A 14,397-nucleotide genomic window follows, 5' to 3' on the forward strand; every position below is an offset into this window, starting at 1 on the left:
AATAACAAATAATGATAATTTTGTTGTAGAAAACGAGGTTTTCTAAAATTAATGCAACTTAGAATTTATTTTTCACTTCGTTATAATCAATAAAATAACGAATACTTATTGAGAAAATATGTTTTAGCTGATCGTTAGTCAACAAAGTTGTAACTTTTTTGCCAAAATCTTTATCGATTTCTCTTTGGAAATTAGCAGCATTATTTCTATATAAAATAGAAATTTCACTACCTGGGGCAAACCACCAGGAATAAGAAATATCACCATTCCAGGAGAAAAAACTTGAATTTTTATTTTCAGTATAATTGGAATAATCTGTTAATCTGCCGTTTTGTTCTAATGATAAAAAGTTTTTGTTTTCGGCAAAAGACCAGTAATGACGCAAGGAAAGATTAAAAGTCATTTTACTGTTGACGGAGTATTTTCCGGAAAGAGTGTTGGAATACGTAATCACATTTCTATTGGCAAAAATGATAGTGTTTGGCGTTACTGAATTTAAATCATCATTTATACTGTCTATATATCCCTTGTTGTTGTTTTGTCTAAAAAAGCTAAAGCTATAATTCAATGAGAATTTATCATTGAAACGGTATCTTGGACCTATGTCGATACCATAAGAATTTCTTCCAGGTTCACTCAAAACAGCAAATGATGGATTGATGTCAATTGCAAATCTATTATTATAATTCGAAGAAAACATAAACCATCCTCCAAATCGTTTTGGGAAAATTAAATACCTGTTTTCTGTCCTAGGCTCATAATAATCATGGGATTCAATCGGATTGGCATTTATTCCTAATCCAAAATAATGGTTTTGTTTATTGTTTGAATTAATATTAAAATTGATATTATTGCCTTGAATTTTTCCGGTCTCTTTTTGAAACTGGGTGTACATATTAATATTTGTATTGAACGTATTGAAATATTTGGTTGGGTTTAATATCCTATAATTTACATTTCCATAAATTGCATAATAGTTGGTCTCAAAATTGATTCCTAAATCATTGTTGTCGAAATTTTTTGAGAGAATTTCTGTTCCTAAACTATATCTGTATTTTCCAGAAGTCTCCGCAAAGTTTAACGATGTTGCGGTTCCTTTTTTGTCTTCAGTGTCGTTTATGTAACTGTATTTAAAATTTCCGGAAAGATTATAGGTGTTTTTCTTAGTATTTAAATCCCAAACTAATGCAGAAACATTTCCATCACGAAAACTCCCGTTTCGGGTAACATTAGTATTCACAAATGAAATTGAGGAGTTTTTGCGAAAGCGCTGATCGAGAACCAAAACATTATAATTTGCTAAGGGTTCCACCAGTTCTTTTCTTATTTCTTGAGTATCATTGTTTTGTATTGACGCATACGTTTTTTCAGTAACGGCATTTAAGATTCCTATCCCCAAACCATCTTTTGTTCTGCCGGATACTTTTAAGGCATTGATAAGATTAACGCTTGATGGATTATCAATAATTTCTTCATTACTTGCAGCAGTTGGATAATTTGACGGTTTTCCACCAATTCTTCTCGAATAAAGTAAATTTCCTTTGCTGAATAAATCCGTTCCTTCGGTGAAAAAAGGCCTGTTTTCATTAAATTGTTGTTCGAATGGGCCTAAATTTAAAATCTGATCATCATATTTTGTTTGGCCAAAATCAGGAATAAGAATAGCATCAAGTGTAAAAGCATCGTTTATGCCATACTTTATATCCAGACCACCTTTGATTGTTCCGTATGTTTTTTGCTGTGAATTTGCATTTACATAAAAAGAAGAATAGGGTAAAAGAAACAGTCGGGTAGGTGTTTTTATATTTTCAATTCCTTCCAAAACTCCAGTTTGTTGTGTAAAAGTTCCAATTTTTGAATCAATAAAATTCCAGCTGTATTTATGTTTATCACGCTTTATTTCTCTAAAAAAATTGAGTCCCCAAGTCTGTTTTTTTTCACCTGAAAATCTCAAAGCCGCATACGGAATTCGCATTTCTACAACCCAACCAAAATCGGTAATAGTTGCTTTGCTTTTCCAAACAGCATCCCATGAATAATCCTCTCCATTCGTGTCCGTCGTTATGCAATCAGCTTGCCCATCTGATGCGGAGACATAAAATTGAAAATCTTGTTGCCCGTCATTAAAACCATTTACAAAAACTCCAAAAAGATCCGAAGCACCAAAGTTATCTCTTTGTGCTATTTCTTTCATTATTTTATTAGGCTCGTCATCATACATTGCTGCCGCTATATAGATGGCGTCATTGTCATATAAAACTTTTACTTCTGTTTTTCTATTTTCCGGAATACCCTTTCCATTATCTGGCGTAAACATGATGAAATCCTTTGCAATAGGTATTGATTTCCATATGTTTTCGTCCAGTTTTCCGTCTATTGTTATATTATCTGAAATGAATTTAGTTTGTAATACTTTTTTTTGGCTGTAGCCAAGAAATGAAAATAAGAGGACACTTATTAAAAGTATTTTTCCCATGATTTTTTTGATTGATGTGATGATTGATTTAATTGGGATTCCAAAGAAAATGATTTCAATAGTAGACTATACTTTTATCAAATTGTTACAGCTTTAAGAAGAAAAAGCAATAATTACATTATTAAGTCTATTTCATAGATTTGAAAAACGTTTGTTTTTGAATTTTATTTTGACAGAGTGGGAAGTTGTAAAAAACTTTAAAATTTATTTTTCACCACATTATAATCAATAAAATAGCGAAGACTAATTGAAAAAATAGTAGTCAGATTACTATCAAAAACATTTTTAAAGTTCGAAGATAATTTTTTCTCTACAGCACGGCTGCTCTCTTGGGCATAATTGCGGTATAAAATAGAGATTTCACTTCCAGGTGCAAACCACCAGGAATAGGATAAATCAAAATTCCAGGAATTAAAATTTCTATTTTTATTTAAGGAATAAGTATTATTTTGAACTAAATAACCATTATCCTGTAAAGTAAGAAATTGATGGTTTTGAGAATAGGACCAGTAATAACGAGCCGTTAAGTTGAGCGTCATTTTATTGTTTATGGCGTATTTTCCAGAAAGATCATTTTGTACTATTTCTCTGTTACGCTCCGCAAAAATGATTCCAGTATTGTCTTGGTCTACCCAACCTCTATCATTTACTTTTCGAAAGTATTGAAGATTATATGCTAAAGAAACTTTGTCGTTAAATCTATATTTTGCACCACTGCCTAAAATATACTCAACTCTATGCTCTTCGTCAAATTTAGTTACGGCAGATTCGATTTCATAACTAAGCGCTTTGTTTTTGTCAGAAGTAAATAGAGCATATCCTATTATACTTTTAGGAATATGCACATATCTTCCATCTTGTCGAGGTTCGTAAAAATTAAACTTATTCAATGGATTAATATTGAATTGAAATTCAAAATAATTATTCTTGAGGGTCGTTGCTTTAATTACAGTTTTATACCAACCTTCTTGTAATTTTCCTGTAGTATTTTGTATTTCTAAATTTACTTCCTGTTCTATCTTGAATGTGTTAAAATTCGCTGTTGGATTCACTATTCTGTAACTGGCATTGGCATAGGCATTATGATAATTGGTGTAAAAAATGATTCCTAAGTCATTTATATCATAATCCTTAGATATGTATTTTCCAGAAAGTAAGTATCGATATCTTCCACTTGTTTTTGCAAAGTTTAATGACGTTTTGAAGCCATCATAATTTTCAATTGTATTGATTGAACTGTATTTGAAATCTCCATATAAATTATAGGTATTTGATTTTGTATTCAAATCGAATAATAAAGCAGAAACATTAGCGTCTCTAAAACCTCCATTACGAGTTGTATTTGTGTTTACAAATGAAACCGATGAATTTTGATTAAAACGTTGGTCTAATGCCAATATGTTATAATTGGTAAGTGGTTCTATGACTTCTTTTCTAGTTTCATTGGTGCTATTATCATAAATAGTAGCGAATGTCTCTTTAGTAACGGCATTTAAAAAACCAATTCCTAAACCTCTTTCTGTTCGTCCTGAAACTTTCACTGCATTTAGTAAATTAACGGTACTTGGATAATTTATGATTTCTTCATTGGCCCCAATTATTGGCTCCGTACTTGGTGCTCCGCCAATTCTTCTGGAATATAACAGTCCTCCCTTATTGAATAAATCGGTGCCTTCTGTGAAAAAAGGTCGGTTTTCATCCAGCTTTTGTTCAAAAGGTTCAAGGTTTAAAATGGCATTGTCAAATTTTGTCTGTCCAAAATCAGGTACTAAAATCGCATCCAATGTAAAGGAATCGTTGATACCGTATTTTATATCTAAACCGGCTTTAAGTGTTTTATCTGAACCTAAATCATTTTGCTGATAGTATGTTGAGGTATAGGGAATAAAGAAAAGTCTGGTGGGTGTTTTTATGTTTTCAATTCCTTCTAGAATACCTGCTTGCGGAATTACAGCACCAATTTTTGTGTCAACACGATTCCATGTGTATCTTTGATTGTCTCGTTTTATTTCACGCATAAAATTCAGTCCCCAAGTTTGTTTTTCTGCATTTGAAAACCGGAGCGCTGCATAAGGGATTTTCATTTCTACTACCCAGCCAAAGTTGGTTATTATTGCTTTACTATCCCAAATAGCGTCCCATGTAAAATCTTCACTTTCTTCTATTGCTAAACAATCCATTTGAACTCCTGCGGAACTCACAAAAAAACGAAAATCTTGTTGTCCGTCATTAAATCCATTTATGCTTACTGAAAAGTTATCTGAAACCCCAAAAACATCGCGTTTTGTAATTTCTTTTTTTATTTTATTAGGTTCGTCATCATACAACAGAGCAGCAATGTAAATCGCATTGTTATCATACAGCACTTTAACTGCTGTTTTCTTATTATCGCTTATTGGTTTTCCATTATCAGGTTCAAACATTATAAAATCAGTAGCAATGGATTCTGTCTCCCAAATTTCCTCGTTAATTTTGCCATCGATAGTGATGTTTTCTGTAGTAGATTTTGCTAAAAGAACCTTTTTTTGACTATAGGTATTGAAACTATAGAATATTAAAAAAATTAGTGCTGCAGACTTAAATTTGGACATAAATTGGGATTGTATCAAAACAAAAATAACAAAATTAACATAGAAAGTGATTATTTTATGAATTTTTACTCAATATTTCGCTTCCTTATCCGTTATAATTGGACTAAAGTTTTGTTAAATTATTTTAAATAGTCATTTTTTGCCGTACGTTTGCAAACCCGAATTAATTTATAACTTAAAGATAACCAATGATTTATAAGATATTTCCTGCTATTTTGTTTATGCTGCTTTCGTTTTCTCCAAGCAAAAAAAGTTTTTCTGAGTCAAAGAGCGTTAAAGCAGTAGTTTATGCCAAAACGGTAAAATCTACTGTTGAGGCCAATATTGAAATGGCATATAATAATTTACACTCCAATGAATTTGTTCTGCCTAAATTAGAAAGTTTTTCAGAAGCTTTAAAAGGGTATTATTTATTGAAAGAAAAAGGTTTAATCCAGAAAAATATTTTAACCTTAGTCGATTTTAGTTTATCATCCAATTCTAAAAGACTTTGGGTAATTAACTTGACAACGGGCGAAATCTTGTTTAATACTCTCGTGGCACATGGAAGAAATACGGGCGATGAATTTGCTTCTGCCTTTTCAAATTCAGCCGAATCGTATAAAAGCAGTTTAGGATTTTATGCAACAGGTGAGATTTATGCTGGTAAGCACGGTATGTCCCTTAAATTAGATGGTTTAGAAAAAGGCGTTAACGACAACGCAAGAGCAAGAGGTGTTGTTATGCATGCGGCTGAATATGTATCTAATTCGTTTATTAAAAATAATCATAGATTAGGAAGAAGCCAAGGTTGTCCAGCCGTACCAGTAGAATTATCTAAAGAAATTATAAGTGCAATAAAAAACAAATCATGTTTGTTTATTTATCATCCTTCAAGAGCATTTAAATTAGCTTCAGAGTTAGTTTCTTAATTTGTTATACAAATTGGCATCAAGGTTGTAAATATCATCTCTGAAAATCAATTTGTTATTTTCACTCCAAGCAGTCCAATACAGTAAATGAAAGGAAACATCTTTTTTTATTTTAACAAATTTTGTTCTTTCGTTTTGTAATACAGTTGTGATTTTTCCCAGACCCCAATTGACGGAGTCGTTCAGTAAATATTCTGTTAATTCCAGTGGATTGTCAACTCTGACACAGCCTGAACTCAATGAGCGATCTATTTTGTCAAAATAATCCCTGTGATTTGTGTCATGTAAATAAACAGAGAAGCGGTTTGGGAAAATAATTTTTACCATACCCAGCGAATTAAAAGTTCCCGGACTCTGAACATAGCGATACGTTTCGGCTTGGGATAATTGCCACTCATAAGGACTTACTATTCTCCCATTACTATCATATACTTTAATGTTTGAATCTGTTAAATAGCTTCGGCTTTTCAAAACAGCAGGAATAACATCTTCTCTCAAAATAGTGGGCGGTACAGTCCAAGTCGGATTAAATACAATCTGAGTTAACTTGGAACTTAGGATGGGCGTTTTTCTTTTTGCTCTTCCCACGATTACTCTGTGTGTTCTCAAAGTGTCCTTATCTTTAACTAAAGTCAATCTGTAATCTGGAATATTAATGATTACGTATTCCTTTCCCATTTCTTTTGGATACCATTTCCAGCGCTCGAGATTGGAAATGATTTGATGGATACGTTGTTGTTTTGAAAAATTAAGGGAAGTAATTGTTATTTCTCTAATAATTTCGTTAGTGGCTAATCCATGACGCGCTTGAAATCTTTTTACTGCCATTACGGTTTCTTGGTCATAAATAGGTGTCAAGCTATCTTTCGGTTGTAAATCTTTCCAATAAATCAATCTTTTTTTGATGTCAATTAGGGAAGGATTGGTGTCATTGGGAGTAATATTTCCTGTAATTTTTAATTTTTTAAATTTTTCTTTGGGGAAAGCATTAATTAGTTTAAGTGCTTTTTTTAATCTTTTGTAAACAACGTGATTGGGTTTTAATTGTTCTATTCTATAGTGCAACGAATCGCTGCTTAATAATTGGGTGACTGTTCCATTTACATCTATAGGGTTTTTTCTCAAGTCCCAGTTTTTATATAATTTTGAAGGGTTCAGTGTACCGTTGGTTAGATGTGAAATATATTTTTGTAAACTCGAAGTCAGTAAAATATCATATTTCGCTAAATCTATAGTGTCTAGAGTTGCAGATTTTTTTTCGAAATCACTTAATGCTTTTACTTTGTAATCTTCTGGACTTAGTCCTTCTTCATTAGATTTAAGGAGCTCCTCTAAAATTATTTTTCTCTTTTCGCCAGATTGCCAAACGGTTCTGTATGCTGAAGATTTGTAAAAATCGGTAAGTATTTTGTTTTCAAAGGAAATTACTAAAGCAGAGTCAATTTTAATTGATTTACTTTCAGATTGAACAAGTGGGGGTGAAGCCTCTTTTTCTAAGACCACTCCAGTTTTTAGTTCGTCTTTTTTACAACTAATCACGAAGCATATCAACAGTATTAGAAATAATTTACTCATTATTAATTGTTTTAAAGATGACCACGTATTCTACGACTCCTTTTATTTCAAAAGGCAATCCTTTTACTTGGTATTCGATTTTTTCATAGAAACCAATAGCTTGCTTTCTGGCGTTTAACCAAATTAAATTTATTTTTTTGTCTGAACACTATTTCTCAGAATTAAGAAAAAGCTTTTCGCCAAAACCTTTTTCTTGATATTGTTTCAAAACTACCATTCCCCGAATTCAAAACTGTTTTTCTGAAATAATAAATCATTTTTTGCTTCGAAATATTGAAATAACACCAATTAGATTGGTTTGGTCAAACAAATCAAAATACGCAGTGGGCTTTAAATTGTAACCATCGAAATGACAATTATCGATCATTTTCTCTGCTCGAAGGACATGATGTCTTATTGGAAATGTCTCCAATGCAGAAATTTGTTTGATGTTTTGCATTTTTTTTAATTTTTTTTTTGGCCTTAATAAAGGTATAATATTTTCATAATAAATTCTTTATGATTTATATATGCTTTATTAAAAAAGATTGTGGAGGTGGGTTTATGATTTTTCAGAAAAAAAACTTGCATTGAAGCAGAATTATTATTTATATTTGCACCGTTGTTAATGCGAAAGTAGCTCAGTTGGTAGAGCTCCAGCCTTCCAAGCTGGTTGTCGCGAGTTCGAGCCTCGTCTTTCGCTCTAAAACCTCAAATTTTGGTTTGAGGTTTTTTATTTAATTTTTGTCATGCGAAAGTAGCTCAGTTGGTAGAGCTCCAGCCTTCCAAGCTGGTTGTCGCGAGTTCGAGCCTCGTCTTTCGCTCTACAAAGCCGAAACTTAATTGTTTCGGCTTTTTATTTAGTATAAATTCGTTTTCGATATTATTTTATAAAACTCAGATCGCTTCCGCTTTCTAATTCTTCAGGGACTTGGTTTTGTCTAAAAAGTCTCGCTGATAAATTGCCTCTTAAAGTTGTTTTTTCGCCTTTAATGTCTATCCAGCTTCCTTCTCGTAATCCTAAAACAGGAATGGTATTAAAAGCATGAAATTCTTGGATTCTAGTTTCGCGTGTTTCGCCCATATGTGTTGATTGTTTATCAGCATCTAAATAATGGGGATTCAAATTAAAAGGAATCAATCCCAATGTTTGAAAACTCGGGGGATAAACAACAGGCATGTCATTAGTGGTTTGCATCGTCAGGCCACAAATATTGCTTCCGGCACTTGTCCCTAAATAAGGAGTTCCATTTTTTACGGTATTAGCAAGAACAGTCATTATTTTGTTTTTATACAATTGTGAAACCAGTACGAAAGTATTGCCGCCACCAGTAAAAATTCCCTCAGCATTTTTGATAGCTTCAGCGGCATCGTCAAATTCATGAATTCCTTTTATGGTTTTATTTATTTTGGCAAAAGCCAAAGCAACTTTAGAAGTATATTCTCCATGTGAAATGCCTCCAGAACGGGCATAGGGAATAAAAAGTATCGTTTTGCAATTTAGAAAATGTAAACTTAATGTAGGTAATATATAGTCTAAATAGTCCCCACCATGAAGGGTAGATGTGCTGGCAATAAGTATGTTTTTCATTGTGTTTTTTTTCAAATAGGATGTGATAAAGGTATAAAATTGTCTATTTCAATATTGTATTTTGCGTTTTTTAATTAACATATTTTTACCAAATTGTTAGTAATTAATTTTGAAGAGAGTAAGATACTTTTACTGGATGCCAATAATCGAAATTTGATTGTCATCTGATGAGTAGAGTTGTATGTATTTTTTTTATTTTAGTTGTTTCTAAAGCCTTTGCGCAAGAACCTGTTCCAGTTAAACTAAACGGAAAAGTTATTGCTGACATGTCTGATCTTGAAGGTATTTATGTTATTAATTTAAAAACTGAAAAAGCGGCAATTATTGAAAAATCCGGTTATTTTTCGATCCCCGCAGTTGTAGGAGACACACTTGTGTTTTCGGCAGTGCAGTTTAAAGGAATCCGAATTGTCTTGACCCAAAAACATTTTGAAAATGATTTTCTTTTTGTGAAAATGGAACCGATCATGAATCAATTAAAAGAAATTGTTGTTAGAGGGGGGTATGATAATATCAATGCCGTTGCGCTTGGGATAATTCCAAAAAGGCAAAAAAAGTACACTCCTGCAGAACGCAAATATGTAACTGCGAGTTCTGGCAGGATGAATCCACAGGGATTTGATCCACTTTTGAATTATTTTTCAGGTCGATCAGCTATGCTTAAAAAAGAAATTGAAGTCGAGAAAAAAGAATCTTATCTGATGTCATTAGAAGAAATGTTTGGCAAGGATTATTTTGTAAATAAATTAAAAATACCTTCTGAATACGTAAAAGGATTTGAATATTTTGCAGTTGAAAACACTAAATTCACAAAGATTTTAGATTCAAAGAATAAAACCATAATTGAATTTTTATTAGGCGAGTTAGCTGCAAAATATAACGAAATAGTTGCTCGTGAAAATAAATAATACACTACTGCTGATTTTATTTTTTATAGTTACGATCACTTTTGGTCAAACTAATATTGAAAAAGAAATTCGGGGAAAAATCTCTGCTGATACAACTGCTGTTGAAGGCATAAAAATCGTCAATTCATCTGCTGAAAAAGCTACTTTAACGGATAAGGATGGTTTGTTTTCGCTATTTGTAAAAGAGGGTAACGTTTTGGTTTTTTCTGCTGCAAATCTCGTAACTTTACATAAGAGAATAAGTAAAGAGGATTTAATGCAGGATATTCTTAAGATTCAAATGGCTTCGAAAAGCATTGAACTTAAAGAAGTTATTGTAAATGATAATCTACAAATAACGGCCGAGAACTTAGGGATTATTCCTTATGGTCAAAAAAAATATACACCAGCTGAACGAAAATTATATACTGCAACTTCCGGTGGTGGAATCGATGGATTGTTAAATACGATTTCGGGTCGTAAAGCAATGCTTAAAAAAGAAATAGTGGTAGAAAATAAGGAACAATCATTGAATAGACTTGCACCGCTTTTTGAAGATAAGTATTATACAGAAAACTTAAAAATTTCTGCTGATTACATCAAAGATTTTCAATATTATTGTGTTGATGATGCCAGTTTTACCGCCGCATTGAAATCTAAAAACAAAACATTGATTACCTTTTTGATTGCCGGATTGTCTGAGAACTATAATAAAATCATTACAAATGAAAAATAAAATCGTAATACTGGTTTTGTGTTTGTGTTGTCAATTTTGTTACAGTCAATTGACAAGAAAAACACTGTATGGTCAAGTGGTAAATGATTCAATCAAGTTAGAAAATGGTATTGTTTTTAATGTTAATTCTAAGACTGGAACCGTTATAAACCAAAAAGGATTTTTTAGTATTTTGGCTAAAGCCAAAGATACCTTAGTTTTTTCTGGCTTAGCTTTTAAATCCAAGAAAATAGTTCTTACCCAAAAGGAAATGACAACTCCATTATTAAGAGTGAAACTGGATGCCTTTGTCAATCTGTTACCAGAAGTAATGGTTTACGGAAATAAAAACTTAAACCCAGTTTCAGAGAATACGCAAAAGTATGTCGATAAGCAATATTTTGACGATGCAAAATCATCTCCAAAAAATAGGACGATGCCATCTGACGGAAGTATTGAATACGGTATGAATTTTGTTCGAATTTACAAAGACGTATTAAAAGCCTTAAAGAAAAATAATCCTGAAAGAACTGATTTCATGAGTGATAAAGGTTTTACTGAGCAGGTAATGAAGAGAATGAGCTATTCGTTTTTTACCGATACGTTAGCGTTAAATGATGATGAAATTGGTCTTTTTCTAATTTTTTGCGAGAATGATTCTCAGTCAAAAATAGTTATGAAGCCTGAAAAGGAATTTCAATTAATGGATTTCTTGATTACTAAAAACAAAGAATTTAAAAGAATTACTACTTTTGAAAAATGAAACCGCCATGATTCCCAAACATAAATAAGATTGAAGAAAGGCGATACCATATTCCAATAAAAAACAAACAGAATCTTCGTATGAAAAAATTAATCGTATATACTTTTATTGGAATTTTATTTCTGAGTTTAACCGCTTTTAATGTTCATAAATTTTATATGGCAGTATATCAGGTAAATTATGCTCCTGAAAAGAAAATGCTCCAAATTACATCTCGGATTTTTGTTGATGATTTGAATAAAGCACTAGAAAAAAAATACAATAAAAAACTGTATTTAGGAACCGAAAAAGAATCACCTGAAGAAATGCTATTACTAAAAAAGTATTTTTTGGAGAAATTTTCTGTAAAATTAAATGGACAAACAAAGGCTGTTAATTTTCTGAGTAAAGAGCTGGAAGGCGATATCCTTATTTGTTATTGTAATGTAAAGGAAGTCACAAAGATTAATTCGCTTGAAATTTTCAATTCAGTTTTAATAGATTGGAACGTTGAACAACAGAATATAACCCATATTACGGTGCTGGGAGAGAAAAACAGTATCCTTTTTACCGATTCTAATAGAAATCAAATGTTAAAATATTAACAAAAGGTAATAAATTTGTTGAAAATCATTATTTTGCGCTCTTAAATAATTGCATTCAACACATGAAGAAAATCACTTTATTATTTATTTTTCCAGTAATTCTATTTGCTCAAGAAAAAAACACTACAGTAACCCCAAAACAATCAGGAAAGTACGATACGAATAAGTTTAGTCAAATGTACGATTTATTGGCAACGCCAAATATGTTTCGGACAGCATCTGGAGCTCCAGGGCCGGCTTATTATCAGCAACAGGCTGATTATAAAATAGATGTAGAGCTTGATGATAAAAATGCGAAGTTGAGCGGATCAGAGACAGTAACGTATTATAACAATTCACCAGACAGTTTGGAGTATTTATGGGTGCAGTTAGATCAAAATCAAGCCGAGAAAAACTCACAATCTCCTCTAGCTGAAAGTGAAAAAATGGAACAAGTATTACCTGCTGAAAAATTTACCAATCGATATTTGAAGCAAGGATTGGATCGTGGATTTAATATTGAATATGTAAAAGATACCAAAGGAACCCCTTTGTCATATACTATAAATCAAACCATGATGCGTATTAATCTGGTTACTCCTCTTAAACCAGGGGAAAAATTTATATTTTTAACTAAATGGTGGTACAATATCAATAATTATATTCAGGATGGCGGTCGCTCTGGCTATGAACCATTCGAAAAAGAAGGGAATAAATTGTACGTGATTGCTCAGTTTTATCCAAGAATGGCAGTTTATAATGATGTAGAAGGTTGGCAGAATATGCAATTTTGGGGAGGTGGAGAATTTGCTTTACCTTTTGGAAATTTTGATGTAAATGTTACTGTTCCTGCAGACCATGTTATGGATGCAACTGGAGAATTGATGAACAGAAGCGAAGTGTTTTCGCCTGCACAAGTTAAAAGATATGAACTGGCTCAAAAATCATTTGACAAACCAGTTGTCATTGTAACTCAAGCTGAAGCTGAAATTGCTGAAAAAGGCTTTTCTGATAAGAAAAAAACATGGAAATTTAGTGCTAAAAATGTGAGAGATTTTGGAATAGCCACTTCAAGAAAGTTTATTTATGATGCTATGGCAGTGCAACTGAGTACTAAAGTGGTAATGGCAGAATCAGTTTATCCTAAAGAAGCGAATCCGCTTTGGGGAGAAACTTCTACAAGAACAGTTGCGCATACTTTAAAAAGTTATTCTTCTCACACTTTTGACTATCCTTATCCAAAAGCGGTATCTGTTTCGGCAGAAGATCAAGGAATGGAATATCCTATGATTTGTTGGAATTATGGGCGTCCAGACGAAAATGGAGTGACTAGCGAGCGTACTAAAAATGGAATGATGGGAGTAGTAATTCACGAAGTTGGTCACAATTTTTTTCCTATGATTGTCAATTCTGACGAACGTCAATGGACTTGGATGGACGAAGGATTGAACTCGTTTATGCAATACATGGCAGAGCAGGAATTAGGAACTAATTTCCCTTCTAATCGTGGAATTCCTAGTAAAATTGTTCCTTATATGAGTGGTGATCAAAAATTCTTGGAACCTATTATGTCTAACTCAGAGAATATAATTCAATTTGGTAATAATGCTTATGGGAAACCGGCAGCAGGACTTAACATTTTGCGAGAAACCATTATGGGAAGAGAATTATTCGACCATGCTTTCAAGGTATATGCAAATAGATGGAAATTCAAACATCCTACACCAGAAGATTTTTTTAGAACAATGGAAGATGCTTCTGCAGTAGATTTAGATTGGTTCTTCAGAGGTTGGTTTTACTCTACTGATTTTGTTGATATTGGTATCAATGAAGTAAAACAATATTATATTTCTGAAACTCCATCAGCAGATTTGAAAGACTTGAAAGTGAGAAAAGGACGTTTTGGTTTAGATAAAGGTCCATTTGTATATTTAATATCAGATAAAAACGGAGAATTAAAAGGATCAGAGAAAAAAGCTTTGAAAATGGATGAAGTAAAATTGCTTTCAGAATATGTAGATCAAAAACTTACAGCAGAAGAACGCGCCACTTTAAAAACACCTAAATATTTCTATGAGGTTGAGTTTAATAAACCAGGAGGAATGTTGATGCCTATTATTGTTGCAATTACTTATGAGGACGGCACAGTTGAAAATTTCAAATATCCGGCTCAAATCTGGAGAAAAAATAATGATACAGCCAAAAAAGTGTATGCCACTGAAAAAGCAATTAAAAAAATTCAGATTGATCCAAAACTTGAAACCGCTGATATAGATGTAGCCAATAACAGCTGGCCAAAAACAGAAGTGAAATCAAAATTTGATTAATATCAATTAAAATAGAAAA

At 32.3% G+C, this 14,397-nt stretch carries 10 protein-coding genes and 2 tRNA genes; 8 read left to right on the top strand and 4 right to left on the bottom strand.

The features are described 5' to 3' along the window. Positions 1 to 58: 58 nt before the first annotated feature. Both ACNQGG_RS02850 and ACNQGG_RS02855 read right to left on the bottom strand, forming a co-directional pair. On the bottom strand, positions 59 to 2,476 hold the full coding sequence (locus ACNQGG_RS02850; RefSeq protein ID WP_417961338.1) for a DUF5916 domain-containing protein: 2,418 nt from the start codon (positions 2,474 to 2,476) through the stop codon (positions 59 to 61). Positions 2,477 to 2,673: 197 nt separating this feature from the next. Beyond that, complete coding sequence (locus tag ACNQGG_RS02855) at positions 2,674 to 5,067, bottom strand: DUF5916 domain-containing protein (protein ID WP_417961340.1); 2,394 nt, start codon at positions 5,065 to 5,067, stop codon at positions 2,674 to 2,676. A 188-nt stretch (positions 5,068 to 5,255) separates the two neighbouring features. On the opposite strand from ACNQGG_RS02855, the gene ACNQGG_RS02860 reads away from it, so the two are divergent. After that, positions 5,256 to 5,978, top strand: a complete 723-nt coding sequence (locus ACNQGG_RS02860; protein WP_417961342.1) for a murein L,D-transpeptidase catalytic domain family protein — start codon at positions 5,256 to 5,258, stop codon at positions 5,976 to 5,978. On the opposite strand, the gene ACNQGG_RS02865 is transcribed toward ACNQGG_RS02860, so the two are convergent. Next, complete coding sequence (locus ACNQGG_RS02865; protein WP_417961344.1) at positions 5,967 to 7,553, bottom strand: L,D-transpeptidase family protein; 1,587 nt, start codon at positions 7,551 to 7,553, stop codon at positions 5,967 to 5,969. The genes ACNQGG_RS02860 and ACNQGG_RS02865 overlap by 12 nt on opposite strands. Before the next feature lie 609 nt (positions 7,554 to 8,162). Here ACNQGG_RS02865 and ACNQGG_RS02870 point away from each other — a divergent pair. Then, a tRNA-Gly gene (locus tag ACNQGG_RS02870) sits at positions 8,163 to 8,235 on the top strand. A gap of 48 nt (positions 8,236 to 8,283) precedes the next feature. Beyond that, positions 8,284 to 8,356: transfer RNA gene (locus ACNQGG_RS02875), tRNA-Gly, on the top strand. Between the two features lie 59 nt (positions 8,357 to 8,415). Here the strand turns inward: ACNQGG_RS02875 and pepE are convergent. Next, entirely contained in the window at positions 8,416 to 9,123 is a 708-nt protein-coding gene (gene pepE / locus ACNQGG_RS02880; protein ID WP_417961346.1) for a dipeptidase PepE, read from the bottom strand. A gap of 167 nt (positions 9,124 to 9,290) precedes the next feature. Between pepE and ACNQGG_RS02885 the strand changes: the two genes are divergently transcribed. The 5 genes from ACNQGG_RS02885 (at position 9,291) to ACNQGG_RS02905 (ending at position 14,378) form a co-directional block, all read left to right on the top strand. Continuing rightward, a complete protein-coding gene (locus ACNQGG_RS02885) occupies positions 9,291 to 10,031 on the top strand; it encodes a peptidase associated/transthyretin-like domain-containing protein (RefSeq protein WP_417961348.1) in 741 nt (246 codons plus the stop codon). Then, a complete protein-coding gene (locus ACNQGG_RS02890) occupies positions 10,018 to 10,746 on the top strand; it encodes a carboxypeptidase-like regulatory domain-containing protein (RefSeq protein ID WP_417961350.1) in 729 nt (242 codons plus the stop codon). Before ACNQGG_RS02885 ends, ACNQGG_RS02890 begins: the two co-directional genes overlap by 14 nt. After that, positions 10,736 to 11,488, top strand: coding sequence for a peptidase associated/transthyretin-like domain-containing protein (locus tag ACNQGG_RS02895; RefSeq protein ID WP_417961352.1), 753 nt, complete (start codon positions 10,736 to 10,738; stop codon positions 11,486 to 11,488). The genes ACNQGG_RS02890 and ACNQGG_RS02895 overlap by 11 nt, the downstream gene beginning before the upstream one ends. A gap of 80 nt (positions 11,489 to 11,568) precedes the next feature. Then, complete coding sequence (locus ACNQGG_RS02900; protein WP_417961354.1) at positions 11,569 to 12,072, top strand: DUF6702 family protein; 504 nt, start codon at positions 11,569 to 11,571, stop codon at positions 12,070 to 12,072. A 62-nt stretch (positions 12,073 to 12,134) separates the two neighbouring features. After that, positions 12,135 to 14,378, top strand: coding sequence for a M1 family metallopeptidase (locus ACNQGG_RS02905; protein ID WP_417961356.1), 2,244 nt, complete (start codon positions 12,135 to 12,137; stop codon positions 14,376 to 14,378). The last annotated feature ends 19 nt before the right edge of the window (positions 14,379 to 14,397 follow it).

It is taken from the genome of Flavobacterium esculini (genome assembly GCF_048284325.1).
GTDB lineage: Bacteria > Bacteroidota > Bacteroidia > Flavobacteriales > Flavobacteriaceae > Flavobacterium.

What these genes read in the sequence shown, in the direction of transcription:
- ACNQGG_RS02850 (WP_417961338.1), bottom strand. Translation starts at nt 2,476, where the DNA reads ATGGGAAAAATACTTTTAATAAGTGTCCTCTTATTTTCATTTCTTGGC.
- ACNQGG_RS02855 (WP_417961340.1), bottom strand. Translation starts at nt 5,067, where the DNA reads ATGTCCAAATTTAAGTCTGCAGCACTAATTTTTTTAATATTCTATAGT.
- ACNQGG_RS02860 (WP_417961342.1), top strand. Translation starts at nt 5,256, where the DNA reads ATGATTTATAAGATATTTCCTGCTATTTTGTTTATGCTGCTTTCGTTT.
- ACNQGG_RS02865 (WP_417961344.1), bottom strand. Translation starts at nt 7,553, where the DNA reads ATGAGTAAATTATTTCTAATACTGTTGATATGCTTCGTGATTAGTTGT.
- pepE (WP_417961346.1), bottom strand. Translation starts at nt 9,123, where the DNA reads ATGAAAAACATACTTATTGCCAGCACATCTACCCTTCATGGTGGGGAC.
- ACNQGG_RS02885 (WP_417961348.1), top strand. Translation starts at nt 9,291, where the DNA reads ATGAGTAGAGTTGTATGTATTTTTTTTATTTTAGTTGTTTCTAAAGCC.
- ACNQGG_RS02895 (WP_417961352.1), top strand. Translation starts at nt 10,736, where the DNA reads ATGAAAAATAAAATCGTAATACTGGTTTTGTGTTTGTGTTGTCAATTT.
- ACNQGG_RS02900 (WP_417961354.1), top strand. Translation starts at nt 11,569, where the DNA reads ATGAAAAAATTAATCGTATATACTTTTATTGGAATTTTATTTCTGAGT.
- ACNQGG_RS02905 (WP_417961356.1), top strand. Translation starts at nt 12,135, where the DNA reads ATGAAGAAAATCACTTTATTATTTATTTTTCCAGTAATTCTATTTGCT.